Source organism: Mucilaginibacter limnophilus, assembly GCF_004005815.1.
Taxonomy (GTDB): domain Bacteria; phylum Bacteroidota; class Bacteroidia; order Sphingobacteriales; family Sphingobacteriaceae; genus Mucilaginibacter; species Mucilaginibacter limnophilus.
The window spans coordinates 542,893-567,999 of the sequence record NZ_SACK01000001.1 but is presented as its reverse complement, the minus strand read 5'-3'; the positions used below and the strand labels follow the sequence as shown (position 1 = coordinate 567,999).

General features: G+C 43.8%; 21 protein-coding genes and 1 pseudogene. 10 read left to right on the top strand and 12 right to left on the bottom strand.

Annotated features, from left to right (window positions below):
- Positions 1–13: 13 nt before the first annotated feature.
- The 4 genes and pseudogenes from EOD41_RS20890 to EOD41_RS02485 form a co-directional block, all read right to left on the bottom strand.
- A complete protein-coding gene (locus EOD41_RS20890; RefSeq protein ID WP_394342458.1) occupies positions 14–685 on the bottom strand; it encodes a TolC family protein in 672 nt (223 codons plus the stop codon).
- 6 nt (positions 686–691) lie between these two features.
- Positions 692–961, bottom strand: a pseudogene (locus EOD41_RS21145) (TolC family protein); the annotation flags it as partial.
- Positions 962–979: 18 nt separating this feature from the next.
- Positions 980–1,474, bottom strand: coding sequence for a hypothetical protein (locus EOD41_RS20885; protein ID WP_205780475.1), 495 nt, complete (start codon positions 1,472–1,474; stop codon positions 980–982).
- 3 nt (positions 1,475–1,477) lie between these two features.
- Entirely contained in the window at positions 1,478–2,725 is a 1,248-nt protein-coding gene (locus tag EOD41_RS02485) for an efflux RND transporter periplasmic adaptor subunit (RefSeq protein ID WP_127703192.1), read from the bottom strand.
- A 307-nt stretch (positions 2,726–3,032) separates the two neighbouring features.
- On the opposite strand from EOD41_RS02485, the gene EOD41_RS02480 reads away from it, so the two are divergent.
- A complete protein-coding gene (locus EOD41_RS02480; protein ID WP_127703191.1) occupies positions 3,033–5,516 on the top strand; it encodes a hybrid sensor histidine kinase/response regulator in 2,484 nt (827 codons plus the stop codon).
- Here EOD41_RS02480 and EOD41_RS02475 read toward each other — a convergent pair.
- Both EOD41_RS02475 and EOD41_RS02470 read right to left on the bottom strand, forming a co-directional pair.
- Entirely contained in the window at positions 5,513–6,847 is a 1,335-nt protein-coding gene (locus EOD41_RS02475; RefSeq protein WP_127703190.1) for a sigma-54-dependent transcriptional regulator, read from the bottom strand. The genes EOD41_RS02480 and EOD41_RS02475 overlap by 4 nt on opposite strands.
- Positions 6,848–6,927: 80 nt before the next feature.
- Entirely contained in the window at positions 6,928–7,278 is a 351-nt protein-coding gene (locus EOD41_RS02470) for a hypothetical protein (protein ID WP_127703189.1), read from the bottom strand.
- A 249-nt stretch (positions 7,279–7,527) separates the two neighbouring features.
- Between EOD41_RS02470 and EOD41_RS02465 the strand changes: the two genes are divergently transcribed.
- The 6 genes from EOD41_RS02465 to EOD41_RS02440 all read left to right on the top strand — a co-directional run bounded on the left by EOD41_RS02465 (position 7,528) and on the right by EOD41_RS02440 (position 14,866).
- On the top strand, positions 7,528–8,064 hold the full coding sequence (locus tag EOD41_RS02465; protein WP_127703188.1) for a hypothetical protein: 537 nt from the start codon (positions 7,528–7,530) through the stop codon (positions 8,062–8,064).
- 10 nt (positions 8,065–8,074) lie between these two features.
- A complete protein-coding gene (locus tag EOD41_RS02460) occupies positions 8,075–8,407 on the top strand; it encodes a hypothetical protein (RefSeq protein WP_127703187.1) in 333 nt (110 codons plus the stop codon).
- Between the two features lie 74 nt (positions 8,408–8,481).
- Positions 8,482–9,522, top strand: coding sequence for a glycoside hydrolase family 43 protein (locus EOD41_RS02455; protein ID WP_240663152.1), 1,041 nt, complete (start codon positions 8,482–8,484; stop codon positions 9,520–9,522).
- 177 nt (positions 9,523–9,699) lie between these two features.
- Entirely contained in the window at positions 9,700–12,003 is a 2,304-nt protein-coding gene (locus EOD41_RS02450; RefSeq protein WP_127703186.1) for an outer membrane protein assembly factor BamB family protein, read from the top strand.
- Positions 12,003–12,932, top strand: coding sequence for a sugar phosphate isomerase/epimerase family protein (locus EOD41_RS02445; protein ID WP_127703185.1), 930 nt, complete (start codon positions 12,003–12,005; stop codon positions 12,930–12,932). The genes EOD41_RS02450 and EOD41_RS02445 overlap by 1 nt, the downstream gene beginning before the upstream one ends.
- 2 nt (positions 12,933–12,934) lie before the next feature.
- Positions 12,935–14,866: an FG-GAP-like repeat-containing protein gene (locus tag EOD41_RS02440; RefSeq protein WP_127703184.1), complete on the top strand. Its 1,932-nt coding sequence runs from the start codon at positions 12,935–12,937 to the stop codon at positions 14,864–14,866.
- 36 nt (positions 14,867–14,902) lie between these two features.
- Here the strand turns inward: EOD41_RS02440 and EOD41_RS02435 are convergent, their stop codons facing one another.
- Together EOD41_RS02435 and EOD41_RS02430 are read right to left on the bottom strand one after the other, a co-directional pair.
- Complete coding sequence (locus tag EOD41_RS02435; RefSeq protein WP_127703183.1) at positions 14,903–16,552, bottom strand: glycoside hydrolase family 32 protein; 1,650 nt, start codon at positions 16,550–16,552, stop codon at positions 14,903–14,905.
- 107 nt (positions 16,553–16,659) lie between these two features.
- Positions 16,660–17,040 carry a response regulator gene (locus EOD41_RS02430; RefSeq protein WP_164849868.1) on the bottom strand — a complete coding sequence of 127 codons (381 nt, stop codon included), beginning with the start codon at positions 17,038–17,040 and terminating at the stop codon, positions 16,660–16,662.
- Between the two features lie 190 nt (positions 17,041–17,230).
- On the opposite strand from EOD41_RS02430, the gene EOD41_RS02425 reads away from it, so the two are divergent.
- Positions 17,231–19,117, top strand: coding sequence for a PAS domain-containing sensor histidine kinase (locus tag EOD41_RS02425; RefSeq protein ID WP_240663136.1), 1,887 nt, complete (start codon positions 17,231–17,233; stop codon positions 19,115–19,117).
- Between the two features lie 51 nt (positions 19,118–19,168).
- Here the strand turns inward: EOD41_RS02425 and EOD41_RS02420 are convergent, their stop codons facing one another.
- Entirely contained in the window at positions 19,169–20,173 is a 1,005-nt protein-coding gene (locus EOD41_RS02420) for a right-handed parallel beta-helix repeat-containing protein (protein ID WP_127703181.1), read from the bottom strand.
- Positions 20,174–20,336: 163 nt separating this feature from the next.
- Positions 20,337–21,293: a TPM domain-containing protein gene (locus tag EOD41_RS02415; protein WP_127703180.1), complete on the bottom strand. Its 957-nt coding sequence runs from the start codon at positions 21,291–21,293 to the stop codon at positions 20,337–20,339.
- A gap of 191 nt (positions 21,294–21,484) precedes the next feature.
- Between EOD41_RS02415 and EOD41_RS02410 the strand changes: the two genes are divergently transcribed.
- A complete protein-coding gene (locus tag EOD41_RS02410; protein ID WP_205780474.1) occupies positions 21,485–22,540 on the top strand; it encodes a glycoside hydrolase family 43 protein in 1,056 nt (351 codons plus the stop codon).
- A gap of 179 nt (positions 22,541–22,719) precedes the next feature.
- Positions 22,720–23,061 carry a potassium transporter KefB gene (locus EOD41_RS02405; RefSeq protein WP_127703179.1) on the top strand — a complete coding sequence of 114 codons (342 nt, stop codon included), beginning with the start codon at positions 22,720–22,722 and terminating at the stop codon, positions 23,059–23,061.
- Positions 23,062–23,110: 49 nt separating this feature from the next.
- Here the strand turns inward: EOD41_RS02405 and EOD41_RS02400 are convergent, their stop codons facing one another.
- A complete protein-coding gene (locus EOD41_RS02400; RefSeq protein ID WP_127703178.1) occupies positions 23,111–23,665 on the bottom strand; it encodes a sugar O-acetyltransferase in 555 nt (184 codons plus the stop codon).
- Positions 23,666–23,698: 33 nt separating this feature from the next.
- On the bottom strand, positions 23,699–25,057 hold the full coding sequence (locus tag EOD41_RS02395; protein ID WP_127703177.1) for a glutamine synthetase family protein: 1,359 nt from the start codon (positions 25,055–25,057) through the stop codon (positions 23,699–23,701).
- Between the last annotated feature and the right edge of the window lie 50 nt (positions 25,058–25,107).

Genomic DNA, 25,107 nt, shown 5'->3' with positions numbered 1-25,107 from the left:
TTGAATTTAGTGATTAATAGGTTATTTTTTGTTTTTTTTCAAAGTCGTAAAGCGATAGATAACGTAGTTGATAATAAGCGCCCCAGAAATCGCGGAGGGCATTCACATAGTCGCGCTTGGCCTGGTCGTTCTCCTGAAAAGCAATACTGAGATCGGTTATGCTGAGATTCCCCAGCATATAGCGTTCGCGGGCAATGTGGTACTTTTCGCCGGCTATACTGTCGGCTTCCGCGGTTAGGGAAATCTGTTCTTTCAGCATGTTAAAAAGCGTTACCTGCGTAAGTATCTCCTGCCTGAAGGTTTGCTTATCCTGCTCAACGGCGTACTCGGTAAACTGCTCGTTAGCCTGCGCCGTTTTCACGCGCGATTTCGAGCGCCCCCAGTCCAGTATCGGTATGGCAAATTGTAACTGCAGTAACTGTTGGTTTTGCGGCGAACGGTACACCCCGGCAATGGTACGCGAGCTGTTCGAGAATCCCAGGTTAGCAGTAAGCGTAGCTATCAAACCGCTTTGCCCTTTGGCTTTGGCCACATCGCGCTTTGCCTCGGCAAGACGCCGTACGAAAGCAATAGCGTCCGACCGGTTGGCGAAGGCTTCGGCAAGCACGGTCTGTGCATCAACTTCCATACGGCTTATTGCCTGGGGTATAGTAAGGGCTAACTGGCTATCGCCCTCAAGCCCGATGTAGCTGCGTAAGGTAAGGGTGGATATTTCAATATTACGTCTTGCTACTCCTACCGATTTTCGGGCATTCAACAACTCCAGTTGCAGCTGAAGCAATTCGTTCTTTGATGTTTTTCCCAATTCGAAACGTGTATTGGCGATACGCAAAATACGCTCGGTGTTAGTCAGATTGGTTTCGGCTACACGAAGACTTACCTGTGCAAGCAGCAAGTCGAAAAAGTATCCTTCAACAGTTACGGCTATCTGTTCCTGTGCCTCTATAAAAGCCTGACTGCTTTCTTTGTATTTAAGCGGCTAGATCTTTTTGTCCCACTTTAAGCTGTTATATTGAAACAGCGGCTGGCTATAGCCAATGGCATAAGGCACCCCGTTGTACAATACGTTATCACGGTCGAAATCGGTGAAGCGCTGTAGCTCGGTAGTGCCGTAAACAGTACCACCGGTGGCTGTAATGCTTTGGCTGAAATCAAGCGTCAGCGTCGAATTATCATTATGTATCTGCTGAAAAAGAATAGAACCATCAGGCTGCAGCACTTGCGTAGTAGTTTTACTATAACCGGGCAAATTGCCACTAAGCGACAACTGTGGCTGGTAGTTCGACCTGAAAAGACGCCATTCCCAATATTTAGTTTCTTTTTCCGAAATAGCCTGCTTAGCGGCAATTGAGTTTGCCTTGGCCAGCGCTATCACTTCTGTAAGTGTAAGGCGAACGGTATCAGCCGGAGTATTGCAAAAACTCCTTGTGGCTACAAGTAATACAGCGATGACAAGTAAATATTTGATTTTCATAACCTACTCCTCTATCGTTATCTCTTTAGCATTTTTGTACTCACTCATGTCTGATGTGATAACCACTTCGCCTGGTTTCAGGCCGTCTACTATCTCTACGTAATCGAAATTACTCATACCCAGCGTCACCGTGCGGCGTACGGCCTTTCCTTTATTCACAACAAACACATCTTGCTTACCAAGGCCTTTAAGTGCGGCACCGTTTGGCAGGCGCATTATTTTGCTGTGCGCGTCGGTAACCAGGTAGGTATCAACCTTCATATTGGGCCGGAAGAGTTTGTTATTACGCTCGTCCAACTGCACGTCAAAACTCACAGTGCCATTTTGCACTGACGGATATACATTAGCTACATGCCCCCGTAATGGAATATCATTTACCCTTATGATAACCGGCATACCAACGTGCAACTGATCAAGATAATTATCACTGATAGTGCCCGATACTTTGAAGCTGCCGAGATCAGCAATGCGCACCAATACATCTCCTTCATGAACCGAAGCGCCGGTATTCTTATTAATATAGGTGACCACTCCTTCACGCGTCGCCGAAACGTCGGCCAACTTTAGCTTACGTTGCAGTTCGGCAAGGTCGTTTTGCTGGATGGCAGCGGCTATCTCGGCTTCCTTCACCTCTACCTGCATGGTTTGTTGCTTGCTTTTAATTTCGTTTTCAAGCTGTTTCTTTTCAAGCAGGGCTACTTTCAGATTAAGCTCGGCTTGTTCAATATCTTCGCGGGTGCCGCCGCCGGCTTTAAACAGACGCTTGGCGTTCTCAACCGCATCCTGCAAACTGCTTATGCGCAGTTGTTTTATGGAGTTATTCGATTGGATATCATAAAAGCTTTTATTCAGATCAAGCTTGAGCTTTCTAATTTCGTTACGCTTGGTTTCAAGTTGAAAGTTTAATTTGATGTATTCGTTTTCAGTAGCCGATTTATCAAGCACCAGTATAGGCTGACCGGGCTTTACCTTTTTACCGGCATCCATCAGAGCGGTTTTTATGGCGGCGTTAACCGGACTGGTAATCACTTCTTCAAACTCGGGTAACACTTCGCCATTGGCACTTATGGTATTTTCTATATCACTAATTTCAACAACACCAGTGGTGAACTGGCTTTTGCTGATGGTAGAATTAAATACGCTGCGTACTAATAATACGCTTATAATTAAAAGCGCGACGATCAGCACAAGCCAGATGATCTTTTTCTTTTTCCTTTTTTGAATAATTTCAGCGTCGATGACGGTATCCATGTTGCGATATGATTTGCATCTTGTTTTGCAAGCGTCATACCAAACATAAAGACCTATAAAACAACAAATTATAAAAAACGACAAGACGAAAAATATCCGATATCGGACAAGTTATCCGTTTAAGAACAATATATGGCTTGATGGTGACATGGTGTTTCCATAAAACAATCGCAGTATTTTATCGTTAGATATCCTGTAAGTTGAGCTTCATTCAGCTTTTTTTATGTACTCAGCGGCTATATTTTCCCGCTGATTCCCCCGGATATGTTATTCATGCTTCGGTTTTAACGGGGTTGATATTTTGAACATGAGTGCTTCAAAGAACAATCATTTTACACGTTTTATTAAAGGAAAGATCATAATCATTTTTCTGCTGGCCTGCTTTGCGCTTTGTTTGGCATGGGTGGTAAGCAAAGTGGCTTTCAGGCAAATGATGGTTGCTGTGGAGAACATTGTTGAGCCAAATAACAAACTCCGCCTGGTTAATGAGCTTTCACGACAGGCTGCCAGGTTAGATCAACTTCAGCGTGCGCGGCTGGTGAAAAACACCAGGAAGGATTTTTTTTACGAATCAAAAAAAACGGCGCTTATTATTGATACCCTTGAAAACTTGTATAGTGGTGATTCGGTACAACTGGTGCGCCTGCAACGACTGCAAAAGCTGCTTGGCCAACGCGACAAGCTATTTTTAAGCTATTTAAATGTTCGCAATAAGTTAATTAACGATAAGCTTTTTACCCTGCAGGTACAAGAATTAAACAACTTGCTTGATAAAAACGCAGCTCAGGACAGCTCCATCACCCATACAGCTAAAACAACGGTTACCACCATTTATCCGGAAGAAGAAAAAGATACCCGAAGTTTTTTTAGTAAGCTATTCGGCAAAAAAAAGGAGCCTAAAGAAGCATATAAAGTGGTTAACGAGGAGCTGAATATTGAACGGGACACCATTGCTGAAGCCATACGCGACAGCCTTACCCGTGTAATGAGCAACGCCGTTATGCAGCTTGAAAAAAACCGTTTGCGTCAACGTGCCCTTTTTGTGAACCGGGAAAACATCTGGATAAACGCCAACGATAAATTGATTAGCCAGATACAGGCCATTGTGAAGCAGGTTGAAAGCGAAGTTGTTGCCCAGGCTGAAACAAATAATAATGACGCCCGGTTGATTGTTAGTGGCAGTGTAAAAAAAATAGGTTATATCATGCTGGCTTTTGTGCTGCTAACAGTAATATTACTCTATTTTATTCTAACAGATTTGAGTAAAAGCGCCCGCTATCGTAAAGCGCTTGAAGAAGCACGTGACGAAGCCGAGTATCATAGTAAGGCCAAGCAGCGTTTTCTATCAAACATGAGTCATGAAATACGCACGCCGCTGCAGTCAATTATCGGCTATGCTGAACTGATTAAGGATGCTGATAAACCTCAAAAACATGATATCGAAGCTATCTACCAGTCGTCGGGCCACCTGATGCAGATAGTGAACGAGGTACTCGATTATAACCGTATTATATCGGGTAAATTCAGTTTTTCTAACGAAGTATTCAATATCACCGCTTTGCTTAACGAGGTGATATCGGTGATGCGCCCGCAGACTGAAAAGAAACAGCTGGAACTTATAAGCAATTTCAATACTACTGACAAACGTTTTGTAACCGGTGACCCATTCAGGCTGAAACAAGTATTGTACAATTTATTGGGGAACGCTATAAAGTTTACCACCGAAGGGCGGGTAACTTTATCAGTGGCCAGCATACTACAAGGTGACAAGTGGAACTACACTTTTAGGGTAACTGATACAGGCAAGGGCATTACCGAAGAAGACATAAATAGAATATTCAACGAGTTTGAGCAGGCAACGGGGCAGCCTGCAAGGGAAAAACGCTCGGGTACAGGGCTTGGGCTGGCCATATGTAAAGAACTGGTTGAGCAGCAAGGCGGCAACATACATGTTACTTCCAAATTAGGAAAAGGGTCTGACTTTACGGTTATTTTGCCGTTTGCAGCAGCTGAAGAACCGGAATATACTATCGAAGAAAAAGCTATTGACAAAACTGATGATGTTGCCGTTTGGGTGGTTGACGATGACAGCTTTATTTTGAATTTGTGCGCTTTGTTATTTGAAAAGCATAATATAACATACAGAAGTTTCCAATCTCCAACAGACATGCTGAATGCCGAATGGGACGACAAGGTAAAAATTATTTTTGCAGACATACGTATGCCGGGTATGGACGGGAAGCAGCTTTGCGCCAATCTTCGAAGAAAAGTACCGGCTGATGTTAGAATTTACGCGCTTACGGCACAGGCGCTTCCCCAGGAAAACGACGCTATTTTAAGCGCCGGTTTTAACGGTGTACTGATAAAACCATTCCGGGAGAAAGAATTGCTGAGCCTGGTTAATGTGAAAGACTCAGTAAATTCTACTGACGTTGCCCTGCTACCCAACCTTTCTGCTGTTAAGCAAATGACTTATGGCGATGAAGCACAACTGAATGCTATTATCGAAAAATTTGCGGAAGATACCTTCAGCGATATCAGCGCACTAAAAGTTGAGCTTAAAAATGGAGTGGCAACAAATTATATTACGCTTTTATTACACCGTATGGCTGGCCGTACCGCGCAAATTGGCGCAACCGAACTTGCCGCCAAACTAAAAGCCGCCGAATATGCGGTTGAGGCAACCGGCTTCAAAGATAAAAACGACGACATACTTACCCTGCTCACCGAGCTGCAAAATTTGGTAACAAGGCTATTGAAGGCGACGGCAAATTCAACCGAGATGGCTTAATCGGCTGTATCACCAAGTCCGTAACGTTCCATTTTGTTGTAGAGCGTTTTACGGTCGATATTAAGCACACGCGCTGCTTTTGATTTATTGTATTTAACTTCTTTCAGCGTTTTCTCAATGAGCGCACGCTCATTGGCTTCATTAACTGATCTTAGTCCGCTTGATTGTGCCTGAGGCTGATCGTTTGTATAAAAAAGCATTTCTTCAGGTAGTGCTTCCACCTCGGCTTCTTCCCCCTTTGTAAGCAGCACCATCCGTTTAATTACATTCTTAAGTTCACGCAGATTGCCCGGCCAGTCGTAATTCAGTAATATTTTGCGCGCTTCCGCAGATATGGTTTTTACATTCCGCTCAAGTTCAACATTAGCCAGTTTTATAAAGTGGTCGATGAATAAAACAATGTCATTATCCCGCTGACGCAACGGTGGTATCTGTATTTTAAATTCATTAAGACGGTGATACAGGTCCTGTCGGAAACTGCCATTATTCACGCTGTTTATCAGGTCGTCATTGGTAGCAGCAATTATCCGCACATTGGTTTTTATCTGCCTGGTACTTCCCATAGGCTGTATGGTTTTTTCCTGCAGGGCACGTAGCAACTTTACTTGTATCTCATAGTTAAGGTTACCTATCTCATCCAGAAAAAGCGTGCCGCCGTCGGCAACTTCAAATAAGCCTTTTTTGTCCTGCAAGGCGCCTGTGAAGGCACCTTTAACATGCCCGAAAAGTTCGCTTGCGGCAAGGTCGTTTGATAGCGCCCCACAATCAACCGCCATAAATGGCTTTTCTGCACGTTTGCTTTTTTCGTGGATAAACTTAGCGGCATGTTCTTTACCGGTACCACTTTCACCCTGAATGATCACGGCCAGATCAGTAGGCGCAACAAGATCAATATACTCGTACAACTTGTCCGACGCTTCACTGGTGCCTGCTATAAAGCCATTCTCTTTTGGCTGATGAGCGGCGCCTTGGGGTTGTGTTAAAGCACTTTTAATCGTGGCTAGCAATTCATCAGGATTAACAGGCTTTATGACATAATCGAAAGCGCCCGACTGCATGGCCCTCACCGCTGTACGTACATCATCAAAACTGGTCATGATAATGGCAGGCGTTTCATTTCCGTTTTGACGGCTGTTAGCAAGTATCTCAAGACCGTTTCCATCAGGCAGACGGTAATCAAGCAAAAGAACGTCGTAGGTATTTTGTGAAAGAAGTTTAGTCGCGGTTTTTACATTGCCTGCATTTTCAGTAGTATAACCCTTCCTGTGCAAAAAACTTTCCAGTATTTGCAGCAAGGTAGTATCATCCTCCACAATAAGTATTTTTGCCATAGGGTAGTCTTCAGGCAAAAATAAGAAAGCCGGACATATATCCGGCTTTCAATAGACTATATAAATAAATGTAGGGGCGATTATTTTACAGGTCTGCCGTCTTTGTCAAGCTTAACAAACCTTACTGTATCACCTTTTTTAAGGTTAACAATGTAATATTCTTTAGTCGCGGTTTTAACCAGCACTGCATCTGTAGGAGTATATTCTTTTACCGCATCACTTTTTAGTGTTGTGGCAACGCCTGCAGGTAATTCTTCAATTTTAACAGGGGTTGATGTACTATCCTGAGATGTAGTTGCAGTAGTGGTAGTAGTTGTTGTACTGGTAGCTGCAGTTTTCGATGCAGTATCGGTAGCAGTTGTTTGAGCTTTAACTTGTGATAATCCGCCTAATAAGGCTACGAATGCGGCTGACAAAATGATCTTTTTCATATTAAATGTTTTAGATTTAAACTTATGCAACAGTATATAGCATAACTATGCCAGCCGTGCCATGAATCAACACTTATTTGATTATCAACAATTTACAAAAAAAGACATTTAACTAAATTGTGGACTTTTTCCACAGGGTGTTGCTAAAATCAGCAGTTATTATTTGGTAACGTTTTACTCAACAATCAAGTGTGAAGATATCCCGGCTTAAGGTTTTTAAGTAATTTGACTTAATAAATCACTCCGGACATGAGTATCAAAAAAGAGATACTTTCCATAGCCTTAACTTTCCTGGCTTACAGTGCTGCAGAACGTATGGCCAAACGTATCACTAAAACTGCCGTGCAAAAAAGGGAGAAAGAAATACAAAAAGAAAAAGTGGAAGAATTACTCAGTTTTATCAAAAAGATTCATGATGCCAATAAATTGATTAATGAGGAATCAAACAGGTTGATCACATGGTCGCTTTCCATTGCCGGTGGTTCTATACTGGCCATGATAAGCACATCTTATGTTCGTCCGGAGGGTATCTATCTTTACTTGTACCTGCTTTTTCCAATTGGCTGGATACTATTAAGCGTATCATTGTACTTTGGTGAACTGGCCACCAGGATCTATATAGCAGGCGCCACTGTGAACAACAGTTCCATTGAAGATATTAAACAAATTGGCAGGGAGGCAGATATCAAGTTCGCCAGGCAACTTACATATTTAAGATGGGGTGTATTTGTGTTTTTTCTTTGGCTGGTAAGTTATCTTACATGGTTTGTGTTTTTAAAAAAATAATCCTTTAAACATGGCAACAGATATTACCAAATGCAAATGCTGGAAACGGCCTTTTGAACCGCCAAATGGCTGCTTTGACTATTGCGCCGGAAAAATTTTGCGTTACGCCAGCAGCGCTGACATGCAGCAGTACCTTTATATCGAAGAACAACTGGCAGAGCGGATATATCAAATAACGTCTGATGAAAGTTTGGTCAGACTGTCTGATTTCAGGCCGCATTTTTCTGATGGTGAATTTGCTGAAATCACCAATAAGATTCAACATTTAGATTATTTGGCAGAAAGATGGCTAAGACAAACTTTTCAAAGTGAAACCGAAGCTGAAACCTCTGTTTATGTATAATAATCTCCTGTTTTAAGCATGGTCTTTGGTATTAATACGTAACGTTTTATATTGCCGAAGTTTAACATCCTGCCATGAAACATCTGCATAAACTTGTAATTTGCTTTTTCCTACAGTCATTTTTAGCTCCGCTGATATCATCTGCACAGGAAAAAGAACACATTTGGTTGCTTACTTACTTTCGTCAACGGTATCCTACCCGCGTTGAAGTTGATAAAAACGGTAAAACATTTGAGGTTCCGCTGCCCGACCCAATGCTGGATGACAGGCTACACATGGCATTATCTACAGATGGCCGGCATTGGACAGCACTAAACGGTAATCAACCGGTATGGGATCAGCACATGCGCGACCCTTTCCTTCACCGCGGGCCGGATGGTTTATGGAGAATAGTGGCAACGGGCAGCAATGGCAAAAAAGAAGACAGGGAGAAATATGGCCCAACTTGCCTTTACGCTACCTCAACCGATCTTATTCACTGGAAAGCAGAAGCCTACCTGCATCTGATGAAAGATGTTCGAAATGAATCAGGTGCGCTTGTACGTAATATCTGGGCGCCTGAGTTTTTTTATGATGAAGCCACAAAAGAATACATGCTTTTCTGGTCATCGAGCTTTGAAGATGCCGGCTGGAAAAAAAGCAGGTTATGGTATTGCAAAACCAAAGACTGGAAAACGTTTACAAAAGCCAGGGTGTTATTTAATCCACCCTATTCGGTGATAGACGGAACTCTTAAAAAGGATAAAAACACCTATTACCTCGTTCACAAAGAAGAAGAATTTGGCGCAACCACAGGTGAGCGCAGAGGTATCCGGCTTGCTACATCAAATAATATAGAAGGGCCTTATGAAGTTTTCTATGGTGATTTAAACAAAGGGCAGATTGCGCCTACCATTACCGAGGGACCAAGTGTAATGCCCGATCCGTTGAAAGCCGGTTGGCTTTTATTATATGACTACCCTATGGCCGACCGTTATGGAATATCTTCGTCAACTGATCTTAAACAGTGGGGTATTGAAACAGATATCGTCATACCGCCCGACGCAAGGCACGGCAGTGTTTCACGTATAACAGTTAAAGAAGCTGAGGCCTTACGCAAAGCGTTCGGTAAGTAACGTATAGTTTACATTTGTAACATTTCTAATATATCTTCCTTTAAACTATTTACTGCGAAAGATGAGCATCAACGGTTAATGTTTTTTTAATGAGTTATTAAGGTTTTGCAGTGTTATTTGGCTGCATAACAGTAAGCAGAATACTGCTGCCTGCAGCCAATTGTATCAACCTTAACAATGAAATTGAAGACAGTTTACCCAAACGCCCTTTTTTCTTATCGCACAGCAATAGTACTTGCTACTGTTGTAGCATGCATCGCCATGGCGCCGGCATCTCACTTGACAAGCCATTTTAGCAACCCTGAAAAGCCTGATACTGCTACCCATACTGCATGGAAAGATTTTGGCGGCGGCCCGGACCATTCTAAATTTGTAGTATTTAATCAGATCAACAAAAAGAATATAAGTAAACTGCAACCTGTTTTTGTGTATGCTACCGCTGATAATCAGGCATACCGTTTTAACCCAATTATTGTTGATAATGTAATGTATGTGCTCGGTAAAAACAGCTCGCTTATTGCCGTTAACGCTACTACAGGTAAAGAGATATGGATACATGCCAACCTGCGCGGTATAATACAACGAGGTGTAAACTTTTGGCAAAGCGCCGATGGTAAACAAAAGCGCCTGCTAATATGCCTAGGCAATTCGTTGCAGGCGATAAATGCCAATACAGGCAAATCGATATTAACATTCGGCGATAACGGTTCGGTTGACTTGAAAAAGGGGCTTGACCGCGACCCTGGGCTAATTGGCCGGGCGGCATCTACTACGCCCGGACATATTTACAAAGATTTGCTGTTAGTAGGTTCATCACCAGGCGAAAATCTGTTCTCAGGTCCCGGCCATCTAAGGGCCTTCAACGTAATAACAGGTAAGCAGGAGTGGATATTTCATACCATCCCATATCCCGGCGAAGCGGGATATGAAACCTGGCCTAACGATGCATATAAGTATGTTGGCGCGGTAAATGCCTGGGGAGAAATATCTGTAGATGAAAAACGTGGGATAGCTTATTATCCGCTTGGCTCGCCAACTTATGACTATGATGGTGCTGATAGAGCCGGCCAGGGATTATATGGCAACTGCATACTGGCGCTTGACGCGCGTACAGGCAAACACCTGTGGCATTTTCAAACTGTACATCACGACATCTGGGATTACGACCTTACCGCCGCCCCGCAACTTATAACTGTTAAACATAAAGGTAAAAAAGTTGACGCGGTTGCTGTCGCTTCAAAAAACGGCTTTTTGTATGTATTTAACCGTGTTACCGGCGAACCTTTGTGGCCCATTGAAGAGCGCCCGGTGTCACCCAGTGATATGCCCGATGAGCAGGCATGGCCTACCCAGCCCTTTCCAACAGTGATACCACCTTTTCAACGGCATATTGTTACTGAAAACGATATCAACCCTAACATTCCTGCTGCAGCACGCGAAAAATTTATCGCCCGTGTAAAGGCGGCCAGAAAAGGCATGTACCAGCCATTGTCAGACAAGTATGAAGTAATTGCCACACCCGGCGCTGTTGGTGGCGCAAACTATGGCAACACAGCTGCCAATCCGGATAAAGGTTTGGTATATGTAATGTTTCAGGAGCTTGCCGACTTTTATAAATTGAAAAAACGCGATGCGTCCTCACCTCGGATGGGTCAGGTTGGCGGTAATAATGCGCTTGCTGTTAAAGGCGAAGTTCTGTATAAACAAATCTGCCAGCCTTGCCATGGCGCCGACCATGCAGGAATAGTCGGCGCAGGTGTTTCACTTGTGGATCTTGGTGTAAGAGTAAACGCCGAAACTTTTAAAAACATAATTAGCCAGGGCAAAGGCCGTATGCCGGCACTGCCTCATGTTGATGACGCCACTATTGCGGCTATATACGCTTTCCTGGCTCCGTCATCAGGACGCAATAACCAACCTGCTTCAACTTCTGCTACCCTGCCTGAAGGGCCGGTTGTAGCATCGGGCGGAGCGCCGGTAACACAGCCGCAAACACGCGGCGGGATGCGCGATTATCCTGAAGGATACACTGGGCCGAAAGTCCAGTACGTTGAACGGAATAACTGGGGCGAAGGTGTTGACAGCCTGCTTACCGCGCCCTGGAGCGGCATTGCCGCGTACGATCTGAACAAAGGCACATTAAAATGGCGCATCCCGCTGGGCGAAAACCAGTGGGGCGTACCAGGCGGCACACCAAACGGTACACAAAACAAGGGCATGGTGGTAACTGCCAGCGGGCTACTTTTTGTAACATGCAAAGATGGTAAAGTGCGCGGGCTTGATGCCAATAATGGAAAAATTATATGGGAGTATGATCTTGGACGTAAAGACCCGGGCGGCATACCGGCCATGTACTGGGCCAACGGCCGTCAATACCTGGTGGTATGCTCAACAGGTCCGCTAAAAGATAAAACCAAAAAAGAAACCGATGTAGCTAAAGGCTATGTGGTATTTGCCCTGCCTGAAAAACTAAGAAAATAATGAAAAGAAGAGATTTTATATTCCAATCGTCGGGGCTGATGATAAGTGTTTGGGCCTCTCCTGCTTTGGCGAGTTTCCCTGTTTTAAAAAATAAACTTGACCGCATGGCTATGGGAACTTTACTATGGCGTTATCAGTTTAAGCAAACCAAACCTCAGGAAATAGCCAACATCACCAACGAACTTACGCTTGCTGATATTCCGCAGCATCACCGTGATAAGTTCGGCATTAAAAAAATAGAGTTTTGGAGCGAACATTTTGAATCACTTGACAAGGATTACCTGTCGCGCATCAAAGCAAAAATAAAAGCCGCAAAAAGCGAATTATTGAATGTACAGTTTGACAGCTCGCCTTTTGACAAAAAAGGTTATGATCTGGCGTCAACTGATGAAGCCTCACGCAAAGCAAGTGTTGAACATGCAAAAACCTGGATGGACGCCTCATCGTTTCTGGGGTCAAAATGCGTCAGGATAAATCCCGGGACGCCAAAAGGAACGGTTGAGCAAAGCATTAAGTCGTTTAAGGAGTTGGTTCCCTATGCAAAAAGCAAAGGCCTCACCATTATCACAGCTAATCACTTCGGCCTGGAGACTGACCCTGATAAACATGTTGCGGTTGTAAAAGGTGCCCCCGGCATTTATACCGAGCCCGATTTTGGTAATTATAACGCCGCGCCTACCATGTACGAGTCACTTGCTAAAATCATCCCTTACGCACACATTGTATCGGCTAAGGCGGTCGACTTTACTGAAACCAACGGAAAACTTGAGCATATCTCGTATGATTTTGACCGCTGCATAAAGCTTGCTGAAAGCCTTGGCTTTAAAGGCACTTATATGGTTGCCCAGTGGAGCGGCAAGTACAAAGGGATTGATAATGATAAGATAGCCGCCTGGATAATTGAACATTTAAAGAATAACATCGCCTGATAATGAAAAAACTTCTATTGCCTCTCTTATTGGCTATTGCATGCTTTAACGCTTACGCGCAGGAACTTCCGTGGGACGTTAACGGGCGCGGGCTGAGTTTTGTACCTGATTACACGTTTAAAGGATCCTCGCTTGCCGGTTGGTTGGCAATAGGTACTACACGCTGGCAGGCTGCAAACGGCGAGCTAACGGTAAATCCCAAAGGTGGAAATACTTTATTGACGACGGCAAAGTCGTTTCAGGATGTGGGTATAAATCTCTTGATTAAGGCACAACCGGGCGCAGAGGCCGGGGTTGTTGTACGGCTGCAAAAGATAGCCGACGGCTACAAGGGATTATTAGTTGCCATAAAAGACAGCGACGCGGCATCGTACCGTATAACACTTGATGCACAGGGAAAGGAGCTGTCGCGCGAGCGGTTAAGGCCTGCGGGCAATATCATAAGGATGGCGCCGCCTGCACCTAAAGAGGGTAATGAGCAGCCACCGCGGCGTAACGGTAGCAGAGGAAATCGCCCGGCCGGCCCGGAAGGTTTACTGGCTCGACCGTCAACAGATATTGTACCCGGTGACTGGAACCAGATGGAAGTGATTATCGATTTTAATATAATCCGAAAGTTTATAAATGATGGAGGGGATGGTACAGGCGGCGCAACTGAAGATACCGATGGCAGTTTTGGCCCTATCGCGCTTTATGCATCAGGTACTGGTGAAGTAAAATTTAAAGACATCCGCTATAAAGATCTTGCAGTGCGCTATACGCCCAAAGAAGAAAGCTCACCGCACTTTGCACCGCAGCGGATAAGTGATATGTTTTATTCATTCAGCGCTACGATAGCCGATTTTAATAATGATGGCAAGATGGATGTAGCCGCAGGGCCATACATTTACTACGGCCCTGATTTTACCCATTATCACGAGGTGTTTTTTGGGCAAACATATAATCCGTCGCGTGAGTTTGCTGAAGTTAACTGCGAGTATTCGTTTGATTTTAATAACGATGGCTGGCAGGATATCTTTATTGGTGCCGCCGGGCCGCCGAGGATATATCTTAATGCTAAAGGCGAATCCCGCCGCTGGGACAGGTATGATGTGGTAAAAGGCGGCGTATCTGAAGTAACTGTATTTAAAGACCTTGACGGAGATGGCAAGCCTGAATTGGTTTACGGGCAAAACGGCGCGATGTGGTACGCCCGCTTTGATGCTGCCGACGCTTTAAAGCCTTGGAAAACTGTGCAGATATCAGCAGTAGGTTACTATATGCCACATGGTATAGGCGTAGGTGACATTAATAGTGACGGCCGGGCTGATATCATTAACCCGCACGGCTGGTGGGAACAGCCAGCAAAAGGTCAGGACGAAGGTACATGGAAGTTTCATTCACAGGCCTTTGCACGTTACGGCCATCGCAGTGTTGGCGGTGGTGGCAGCGTAATGGCGATATACGATGTAAACGGTGACGGACTTAATGATATAGTATCGAGCCTTAACGCCCATGGTTTCGGTATAGGCTGGTTTGAGCAAAAGCGTGACGCGGCTGGTAAAATATCTTTTGTGAACCATCTTATTGCTGATGATTACTCCGTTAACAATCCGGGGGGGTTAGCCATATCTGAACTGCACGGCAGCAATTATGCCGATATTGATGATGATGGCATCCCCGATTTTATAGTGGGCAAGCGTTACTGGTCGCACCTGGATAGCTACTTCGACCCCGACCCATATGGCCCGCCGGTGGTTTATGTGTACAAAACCGTTCGTGATAAAAAGGCGCCGGGCGGTGCTCGTTTTGTGCCCGAATTAGTGCATAACCGCTCGGGCGCAGGTTCAGATATTACTGTAGGGGATATTGATAAAAACGGCACGATAGATATTGTTACTTCAACCGACCGTGGCACTTTTATTTTTTGGAATAAGGGAAAACGGAAAAAGTAAAAGAACAAAATGGTTAACGATGTCGGGTATGTTATATCAATTCCAAATAGTTTGCACGTTAAATACTTCTAAATGCTTTACAGTAATATTGTTGCCCCAAAAGTGAAAACCTTCGGTATTTTTTGCATCAGCACTTCGTTGCATCGAATACGAATAAGCGCCATTATCAATAAACACTTCTACAGATGTTCTGTCGATATAAATATCCGCTGTCAGTTCCATGCTGGTCATATCCTCAGGCGAATAAAACACGCCATTAAGCATGTTGAAGTTCAGATCATAATTAATTAACCGTTCACCGAACAAGCTAAGCCCGGCATCGGTGGAATGCGAAAGTTTAATGGTTGTCCGGATGCGAAGCCGGTCGGTACTGTTATACGCTTCGAGCTTTTCGTTTGCTTCACCGGCTTTAAGGTCACTCCACTCACCGGCTTTTTCAAACAGCGGCTCAGTTTCTTTTATTGGTGTATTAAATAATCGCAAGCCGTTCTTCGTGGTTTTAAGTTGAAGTTGAGTAGGCAATAACATCATGCCGTTAAATGGCATACCCGGATGCGATAATCTTGCCCATCCTATTTGTATCCGCCTGCCGTCGCTTTCAGGTATGTTGGTGAATGTTTGGGCTGCATATAGCGTTCCGGTAGTATAATAATGTTTTCCTGATTCAGGCTGAAACACTTTACCATCAAACGAACCGATCATATACGTGCCCGACGCGCCGTACATCACCCATTTCGTTTTGCTCTTGTCGCCGTCGACAGGCAATTCAAAAAGGTCGGGGCACTCCCAAAAACCGGTTACATGGCTTTGGTATTTCCAGTCTTTTAAGTTTGATGAGTTGTAAATGGAATGTCCGTCACGTTCATTAAGCACCAGTACCCAGTATTCCCCAGGCGCATACCAGAAAACGCGCGGGTCGCGGGTATCGCGGCTGTTCCATTTTTCTTTTGAATCGATCAGTGGATTTTTACTGTACTTTGTCCAGGTGCGGCCTCTGTCAAAACTGTATGCCATACACTGCACCTGCCTGTCTTTCATATCGGTAGTGTATGTGGCTATCATAGCCGGCGTTTTGCCTTTGTTAAATCCGGCAGTGTTGTTATAATCAATTACCGTTGAGCCTGAAAACATGGTGCCCATCGTATCAGGGCTTAACGCCACGGGTAACTCCTGCCAATGCATCATATCCTTGCTTACAGCATGCCCCCACGACATGTTTTCCCACTCCCTCTCGTAAGGGTTATGCTGATAAAACAGATGATATTCCCCCTCAAAAAAGATCAACCCGTTAGGGTCGTTTATCCATCCGCGCCTTGTGGTAAAGTGGAACTGCGGCCGATTCTTTTCATGATACATCGAGTCTTGCCCGGCAATACGGTCGTCCTGGTAAATCTTGCTTAACCCCGCCTTATTACCATCGTAACTGATGGTGATGGTTTTCCCTTTCAGGTTTGAAACATCCGAAAACACCCAATATTCAGGTTCACCGGCTGCAAGGCGTATTTTGAAGGTCCGCTCGGTTTTACCGTTTATCTTAAACTGCATAATACCTCTATCCTGCGATTGGGATATCGGAAAGTTAAGGTACCTCCTGGTTATTTTGATACGTATATCAGTAGCTATGGCTTGTGTCGATACAAAAAATAAAATGCATAGCCCTGCAATTGGTTTTAATCTCATTTTCATAGGTGGTAATTGTAATGTTCCGGGTTGACGGAATGGCTAAAGGTAGTAAAAACCAACCTTTTTATACAAACCTCTCGGCTTACAACAACACACCTTGTATCCGCACTTTATGCCGCGTAACGGCTGCGTAGATTGCGCATAACTGAGCTGGTCATGGGTTTGATAAAAAAGTCCTTTACAAACGGATACATCAAAGCCATTTCCCTGTCCGCCTCATCAACTGATGATGATAACACATACACATCTACCGGCTTGCTAAGTTTCGGATAAATTTCATTAAAATGCTCTAAAAATTCCCAACCGCTCAGCAAAGGCATATTTAAATCGAGTAAAATTATATCCGGATGGCGGGGTATTGCTTCCCCGTTATCCCGAAAAGCTTTAAGTACCTGCCTTGCGTCCTGTATAAATAACACGTCGTCAAACGCGCCGTCACGCTCACATATCCTCCGGACGATCATATGGTCGAGCGGGTTATCATCAATCATTGTTAGTGCACACATATTTGCAACAACATATGCAAACGCTATGCCGCCCTATAATACCCTCATTCACACATAAAACATTTTGAAGTTTTCGTTTGTAGATTTGTGAGTATTACAAGTATTTTGTGGTTCGATAAACCTATGATCGTTATAAATAAAACATATCGGTTTACTGTGACTGTTATACATATATATGGATAAAGCAGCCGGAGAAACTATTGAAAAACAGCAGCAGGGCCAGCAGCATACCGGCGACCTGATGCAAAGCGATGAACGCTTTCGTGCGCTGGTTACGGCTACATCAGATGTTGTTTACCGTATGAGTGCCGACTGGAGCGTGATGCATCAGTTACAAGGTGGTGGTTTTTTGCTTGATACCGGCGAACCTATGAGCGACTGGATGGAGAAGTACATACATCCACAGGACCAGGAACGTGTTAAAGCGGCTATAGCAGAAGCCATACGTACAAAAAGCATGTATCAACTTGAACATCAAGTACTAAAGGCCGACGGAACACAGGGGTGGACGTTCTCACGTGCCGTACCTATTATTGATGATAATGGTAAAATAATTGAATGGTTTGGCGCTGCTAATGATGTTACCGCCCGTAAGCATACCGAAAATGAATTACATGAGGCAAAAGACGCGGCTGAGCAGCAAAATCGTTTATATGAAACCATAACATCAAGCACGCCCGACCTGGTTTATGTATTTGATCTGGACTATCGGTTTACTTATGCCAATCGCGCACTATTAAATATGTGGGGTAAAACCTGGGAAAACGCGATTGGCAGAAACCTACTTGAAAACGGTTATGAACCCTGGCATGCCGAAATGCATGAACGCGAAATTGATTACGTTGTAGCTAACCGAAAGCCTATACGCGGAGAAGTTTCGTTTCCGCATGCCACGCTTGGCCGGCGGATATACGACTATATTTTCACTCCGGTAATTAACGAACATGGCGAGGTTGAAGCCGTAGCCGGCACAACGCGTGATATTACTGAGATAAGGGCAGCTGAAAATACACTTGCTGAAAGCGAGGCCCGTTTTCGTACCATGGCCGAGGGCATGAACGTTTACATTGCTATGTCTGACGAGACCAGCAACGCCATATATTTTAATCAAACCTGGAGTAAGCTCACAGGCCGGCCTACGAATGAACTGCTTGCTTACGGCTGGTCCAACCTGCTTCACCCTGATGACAGGGAAAGACACCTGAAAGTTTATCGCACCGCTTTTGAAACACAAACACCCGTGCACGACAGTTATCGTGTGCTTACAAAGAATGGGAATTACCGGTGGCTGCTTATAGATGGTTCGGTACGGCGATATAGTGACGGCTCATTCGCGGGTTACATTAGCGCCGGTGTTGATATTACTGAATTAAAAGAGGACGAGCAACGTAAGAACGATTTCATCAGCATGGTTAGCCATGAGCTTAAAACACCGCTCACATCAGCGCTTAGCTATGTGCAGGTATCAAAAAAGAGAACTACTGAAAATAATGATCGCCTAACCGCAGGAATGCTCGACCGTACTGAGAAACAACTGGGTAAGATGACGCGCATGATCAACGGCTTCCTTAATGTTTCGAGACTTGAATCAGGAAAATTACAAATAGACCCTCAGCGGTTTGACATGGCCCGGTTGGTAAAGGAAGTTGAAGAGGAATCGCTTGTTTCGGTAACCAGCCATAAAGTAGTATTTGCCCCGGTTGAAGAAACCTGGGTAAATGCCGACCAGGAAAAGATAAGTCATGTAATACAGAATTTCATCAGCAACGCGGTAAAATACTCAAGGCCCAATTCTGTTATCAACGTTGCCTGCGTTACCATTGATAACCATGTACAGGTAAGTGTTAGTGATGAAGGCATTGGCATAAACGAAGAAGACCTGCCACGGCTTTTTGAACGTTATTACCGTGTTAAAGACACTGAAACACGAAATATTGCCGGGTTTGGGATCGGCTTATACCTGTGCTGCGAGATAATTAAACGTCACAGAGGGAATATCTGGGCTGAAAGCGTTGTAGGTAAAGGTAGTACTTTTTATTTTACCTTGCCGGTGGTTAAATAACAGGTAACTTCAAAGGGTTCACACCGTAAACCCTTTTGAAGTTAGAATAATCTAATACTGTATAAATGTCGTTCCGGATACGTTGCCCGAAAAAGTATTATTAACAAATGATGTATTGGTGTTTGCATATTGCGTAAAACGTTGCAAAATACCATATTGAGCGTTGTTATTTAACTTGTTATTGCTCACAATAGTACCATCGCAGCCACCTATGTTATTTTGGAAAGTAATACCGCTTTTATAATAGGTGTTTGATACGGTATTGTTATCAATGCGGTTGCCGTTTGAAAAATCGATACCGATACCGCCTACACCACGGTTGGCTGTATTATTTTTGTTGATAGTATTATTGTAAACGTAGTTATTATGGCTGCGTATATCTACGGTTAAACCCTCGGCGCCGTTTTCATAGATGATGTTATCCCTTATTACACCATCCGAATGCCCGTTTTGCGAAACACCTACCATGTAGTTGTAATACACGCTGCAGCCTATCACCGTATTAAACGCGCAAACCGGATTGCCGGTATTATGTATTAGTATACCTGCACCTACAGCGCTTGAGTTACCGCAATTATGTATCTTACTATTTGATATGGTGTTATGCTGACCGTAAATAATAATACCGGCTTCGGGCAGGTTGCCGCCATCAAGGTCTACCAGATCAATGGTGTTGTAGTTGCCTGTAATTTCTATTGCCGCGGCGTTAAAGGTATTCGGCGCTTTGCGGATAACAGCGCCTGCCTCACCCCTTATAGTAATGTTGTTTTTACCGGTGGGCAGCAATATCGGCGTGGTTACGTAATGGCTTCCGGTTCTTAAAATGATCACATCACCTGCTACTGCTGAGTTAACCAGCGACTGGAAGTTTGCGCTGTTACTGTTGGCTGCCAGGTAATAGGTGGCGTTCTCCTTTTTCCCCGGACTGTCGCTGATGGTTTCTTTTTCAAAATTCGGTGGCTGACCGCTTTTTTTACACGCAGCCATACTACATACTAAACTGATTGCACACAAGATTATACCCGTGCGCTGACGAATGGTTGTTTTGTAATTCATAATTGTTAATGAAAATAATTGGCTTGGATATTAACCGTTCAAATTACAGTTAATATCCAAAGTAAGGCATTTTTCCACAAGCGTAGTTTGCAGAAATGTGTCAATCTTTCCACTTATCGTCTCAAAACAATCAGAACAAATAATACCAATTAAATATCAGTAATTACCAATCGGATGTAGCACCGCCGCCTGAGAAGCCGCTGTTTGAACTTTGCGATCGGCCTGAACTGCCGCTGCCACCGCCCCAATTACCATAGTCGCTTTCATCATCTTCCCTATGACGCGCTTCATATTCCTCCTGTTCCCTGCGTTTCTTTTCTTCCTCTTCTTCTTTTTCTTTATCTTCCTCACTCAGTTTGTCCATTAGTTCATTTGCCAGGTAACCGGTAGCTGCACCGGCTGGAAAAGTTCCTAAACCTGATGATGAATAAGGACGTGAACTGTACTTGCGCGGCGCTGAAAGTGAACCATAACCACCTCCATCATACCCGGAATAGTATCCCTCCTGCATTGCCCTGTTTCTTTGTCTCCTTTTTATAATGTAATATATTACCGCAAAAGGGGCAAGAAATACAAGCAGGCCGCCTATATATTCGTACCATTTACCATCCTTTTCTGCATTTTTTACAGCACTTTGCTGTGCAGTAGTTTGAAAGTCAACGTTCAAATCATAGGCTATTTCTTCAACCAGTTTGTTTAGGCCTCCATAATAGTCCTTCTCTCTAAAATATGGTTTTATTCCATCCAATATTTCCTGCGACCTTGTTTCAGTAAATTTTTTTTCTGAGTTGCGAGCTACTTCCAGGCGTTGCTTTCTTTGGCTAATTGCTGCCACATAAACCAGCCCATCGTTATTTTTGCCAACGCCCCACTTACGTCCAATCAGCAACGAAAAGTCTTCTATTTCATAATTGGTCGGCAAAGTATCAATCAACACAATGGCAAGTTGAATACCTGCCCGCTTTTCAATGATATTTATCTTTTTATTCAGGTTAATTATTTCTGCCGTATCTAATAAACCAGCATAATCATTAACAAATGTATTAGGCATTGGCTTAGGTATTTGTGCAGAAACAGTAATAGAAATTGTAAGCAATATAAGGCTAAGGAATTTTTTCATCTTTAGTTATGATATGGAAGTGAAAGTTAATAAAAGATATTTTAAATCAAATCTTTTGTCAAGATAGTCATATCTTCTATTTGCTGAATTGTGTCAATCTTTCTACGTATCGTCTCAAAAGAAAGGATGGGCAAAACTCTGATTAAACTTTGCTATAAATTAGTCGCAGAACCAATTATAACCATTTCCTTATGAAACTATTTATGCTGAAAAGCCGTGACAGAAAAGCATGGCAAACTTTACTAATTGTACTTATTATAAGTTTTTCTTCCGCCTTTGCGCAACAGCCTGACCCTCCCGGACAAGTGAAGAATCCTGCAGAAGCTGTGAACCAGGCATACTTGTTTGCGCATATGATACATAAGGATTACGGGCGATTGTATTACACCGTTAGCCTTGATGGATTGCATTGGAAATCACTAAACAACCAGCAGCGCGTTTTTAACGACTATAAAGGCCATCCGGATATTTGCAAAGGGCATGATGGACGGTATTATATTGTAGGCAATCAAAGTGATGCTTCATTGCAGATCAATATATGGGTGTCGAGCGACCTTATCACCTGGGAAAAATTTGGCAGCTATACGCCCGATCTTAAAACCACACCTGATTACGGATACGCACTGCAACGTTTAGGTGCGCCAAAGCTGTATTACGATGAATCAACCAAACAATATATACTAACATGGCACACGCCGCATAAAGAGGGCAGTAAAGAAGACCCCGAACGTTACTGGGCAAGCCAGCGCACATTGTATGTGCTTTCAAAAGATTTGAAAACATTCTCGGATCATCCCACAAGGTTGTTCGACTGGGATATGGGCACCATTGATGTGTTCATTCGAAAAGTAGGCAATCAGTATTTTGCTATATTGAAAGATGAAACCTACCCTACCCTGTATTGGCCTACCGGAAAAACCATCCGCATAGCAAGGGCAGCATCACTAACCGGCCCGTATTCAGAACCTTCGGCGCCAATAAGTCCGAATTTCCGCGAAGCGCCTATGCTTATCCCCTCGCCCGATAACAAAATATGGTACGTTTATTACGAGCAATATCCCGGTGTATCATACGGCTTATCAATTGCCGATAACCTGAACGGCCCGTGGTACCAGGCATCAGGCTACACTTTCTTTAGCGACTGGGATAAATACAGCATGCCAAAATCAGTAAGGCATGGTTGTATGATTACCATCTCGCGAGATGAATACAATAAGCTTGTTGAGCATTTCGGAATAGAAAAATAGCCATCGGCAACATCAGGATACGGGATGTGCATAAGTTGCACTTCCCTTTTTTATTTAGATACAATTAAGTTATATACATAAGATTAAATTTATTTTTTTATTTAGACTTTGAAATGCAAAGTACTTTTACATAAATTTGTAATGCAAAGCAAATAAGCAATCACTAAAATCGAATAATCATGACACAAGGAAACAATTTAACATTGAGGCCCATCCATACGGGCACATTACGCAAAAACATTTTTGTAGGCTACGGTATCGGGCTGGTTGTTATCAGCTATTTTATACTTAGTGCACGTACTCCTGTTCCAACTGCCTGGGGAACCTTTTGGATGATACAACCGCTTGTTATTACTCCGCTGGCAGGTGCAGCAGGCGGTGCATACTATTATTTTACACGCCATTTCCTTTATCAGGATGGCTGGAAAAAAACGACAGGTATGGTACTTAGTGTTATCGGGTTTATCATCGCCATATGGATGGGTATAGTGTTAGGCCTGCATGGCACCATGTGGAATTAATTCTTCAAAAAATATAATAACAAAGCCCTGAATACTCAGGGCTTTGTTATTATATTGATTTTATTACTCGGCAAGGGTTTCCGGCAGCAAACACTTTAGGCGGTACATCACGTGTTACTACGCTACCCGCTCCTATCACAACATCATCGCCAATGGTAACTCCCGGGCAGATGATTACCCCGGCTCCTATCCAAACCCTGTTACCAATGGTGACCGAACATCCTAACTCGGTGCCCGAAAAATTACGCTCGTGCGAATCGACACTGTGTGTGGCTGCAAGTATCTGCACCTTAGGGCCGCACATCACATTATCACCAATAATAACCGGGGCCACGTCCAATATCACGCAATCGAAGTTCATATAGAAATCGTTGCCGGTGATAATATTAAAGCCATAGTCGCAGTAAAAAGGCGGCTCAATCCAGCTGTTTTCACCTGTTTTGCCTAAAATCTGTTTAAGCAATATGCGCTGGGTGTCATCATCGTTAACACCAGTTTGATTGTATTTTCCTAAAAGCTTACGCACTTCGGCTCGCAGCTGTATAAGTTCAGTATCATTGGCACGATAAGGCACGCCGCTTATCATTTTTTCTTTTTCTGTCATTTTTGATAGTATAGATGTAGATCAATAGTCAGCTTAAATCGCTTCAAAATAGCGTTTAAGTTCCCAGTCGCTTACCGAGCGTGCGTACTGGCGATGCTCCCATAAACGGGTATTGGTGTAATGATCAACAAAGTCATCGCCAAACAGCTCTTTTGCCACACCCGAATTTTGCATAGCAATAGCGGCATCGTGCAGGTTAGCATGTAAACGACCGTTCCATGTATCAGTATATCCGTTGCCTTGTGTAGCCGGTATTTCAAGCGGAAGTTTATTTTTTATACCATACAAGCCAGAAGCCAGCGCTGCCGCTATAGCGAGATAAGGGTTAGTGTCCGATCCGGGTATGCGGGTTTCTAACCGGGTATATTTTTCGTTGTCGTTAAGTATGCGGATAGCCGTTGTACGGTTATCAAATCCCCAGGTAATAGTAGTTGGCGCCCAAGCTCCTTCAACAAGTCGTTTATAGCTGTTTATAGTTGGAGCATACATAGGCAGCAGGTGCGGCATACAATATAGCTGACCGGCCAGATAATGCTTATGCAGTTCGCTCATATTGTGCTCGTCGCTGCTATCAAAAAACAGGTTATGCTTTTCGCCCTTGTCCCACAAGCTTTGATGAATATGGCCACTGCAACCGGGCAAATCGGCATTCCACTTAGCCATAAACGTAGCCGTGATGCCATGCTTCGAGGCTATCTCCTTAACCGCTGTTTTAAACAGTACAGCCCTGTCGGCAGCTTCAAGCGCTTCGCAATGGCTGATGGCGGCTTCATAAACACCCGGGCCGGTTTCGGTATGCAACCCTTCAATAGGTATATTAAACTGCGTTAACAGATCAAACAGATCATTATAAAACGCGTCGCACTGAGAGGTGCGTAAAATTGAATAACCGAACATGCCAGGCGTAAGCGGTTCCATATCACGATAGCCTTTTTGCTCAAGGCTGTGCGGCGTTTCATTAAAGTTGAACCATTCAAACTCCTGTGCAACTTCGGCATGATAACCCATATCTGAGCACTGTTTGACAATACGTTTCAGCAAGCTGCGCGGACAAGCCGGCAAATCATTACCGTCACCCTTGCTAAAATCAGCAAGAAAAAAAGTAAGGTCATTTTGCCACGGGATGTTACGCAGTGTCGACAGATCGATACGGCAATCTTTATCAGGATAACCGCTGTGCCAGCCGGTAAGTTTCACATTGTCATAAGCCTGATCATTCACATCCCAACCGAAAACCACATCGCAAAAACCATATCCATCCTGCAAACCATCCAAAAACTTTTGCGTGTTGATGGTCTTTCCGCGTAATACGCCGTCGATATCAGCAAAAGCGAACTTTATTTTTTGAATATTGTTTTGTTTCAGGTAGGTAAGCAGTTGGTCGGTATTCATGTATGTAAAGGTAAAAGCCTTGCTCCAAATTAAACAATTTATTGCCAAAT

Coding starts and splice junctions, on each gene's coding strand:
- EOD41_RS02485 (WP_127703192.1), bottom strand. CDS start 2,725: ATGGATACCGTCATCGACGCTGAAATTATTCAAAAAAGGAAAAAGAAA.
- EOD41_RS02425 (WP_240663136.1), top strand. CDS start 17,231: ATGGATAAAGCAGCCGGAGAAACTATTGAAAAACAGCAGCAGGGCCAG.
- EOD41_RS02470 (WP_127703189.1), bottom strand. CDS start 7,278: ATGAAAAAGATCATTTTGTCAGCCGCATTCGTAGCCTTATTAGGCGGA.
- EOD41_RS02435 (WP_127703183.1), bottom strand. CDS start 16,552: ATGAAAATGAGATTAAAACCAATTGCAGGGCTATGCATTTTATTTTTT.
- EOD41_RS02440 (WP_127703184.1), top strand. CDS start 12,935: ATGAAAAAACTTCTATTGCCTCTCTTATTGGCTATTGCATGCTTTAAC.
- EOD41_RS02455 (WP_240663152.1), top strand. CDS start 8,482: ATGAAACATCTGCATAAACTTGTAATTTGCTTTTTCCTACAGTCATTT.
- EOD41_RS02405 (WP_127703179.1), top strand. CDS start 22,720: ATGACACAAGGAAACAATTTAACATTGAGGCCCATCCATACGGGCACA.
- EOD41_RS02410 (WP_205780474.1), top strand. CDS start 21,485: ATGAAACTATTTATGCTGAAAAGCCGTGACAGAAAAGCATGGCAAACT.
- EOD41_RS02480 (WP_127703191.1), top strand. CDS start 3,033: ATGAGTGCTTCAAAGAACAATCATTTTACACGTTTTATTAAAGGAAAG.
- EOD41_RS02450 (WP_127703186.1), top strand. CDS start 9,700: ATGAAATTGAAGACAGTTTACCCAAACGCCCTTTTTTCTTATCGCACA.
- EOD41_RS02395 (WP_127703177.1), bottom strand. CDS start 25,057: ATGAATACCGACCAACTGCTTACCTACCTGAAACAAAACAATATTCAA.
- EOD41_RS02475 (WP_127703190.1), bottom strand. CDS start 6,847: ATGGCAAAAATACTTATTGTGGAGGATGATACTACCTTGCTGCAAATA.
- EOD41_RS02430 (WP_164849868.1), bottom strand. CDS start 17,040: ATGATTGATGATAACCCGCTCGACCATATGATCGTCCGGAGGATATGT.
- EOD41_RS02420 (WP_127703181.1), bottom strand. CDS start 20,173: ATGAATTACAAAACAACCATTCGTCAGCGCACGGGTATAATCTTGTGT.
- EOD41_RS02465 (WP_127703188.1), top strand. CDS start 7,528: ATGAGTATCAAAAAAGAGATACTTTCCATAGCCTTAACTTTCCTGGCT.
- EOD41_RS02415 (WP_127703180.1), bottom strand. CDS start 21,293: ATGAAAAAATTCCTTAGCCTTATATTGCTTACAATTTCTATTACTGTT.
- EOD41_RS02400 (WP_127703178.1), bottom strand. CDS start 23,665: ATGACAGAAAAAGAAAAAATGATAAGCGGCGTGCCTTATCGTGCCAAT.
- EOD41_RS02460 (WP_127703187.1), top strand. CDS start 8,075: ATGGCAACAGATATTACCAAATGCAAATGCTGGAAACGGCCTTTTGAA.
- EOD41_RS02445 (WP_127703185.1), top strand. CDS start 12,003: ATGAAAAGAAGAGATTTTATATTCCAATCGTCGGGGCTGATGATAAGT.
- EOD41_RS20885 (WP_205780475.1), bottom strand. CDS start 1,474: ATGAAAATCAAATATTTACTTGTCATCGCTGTATTACTTGTAGCCACA.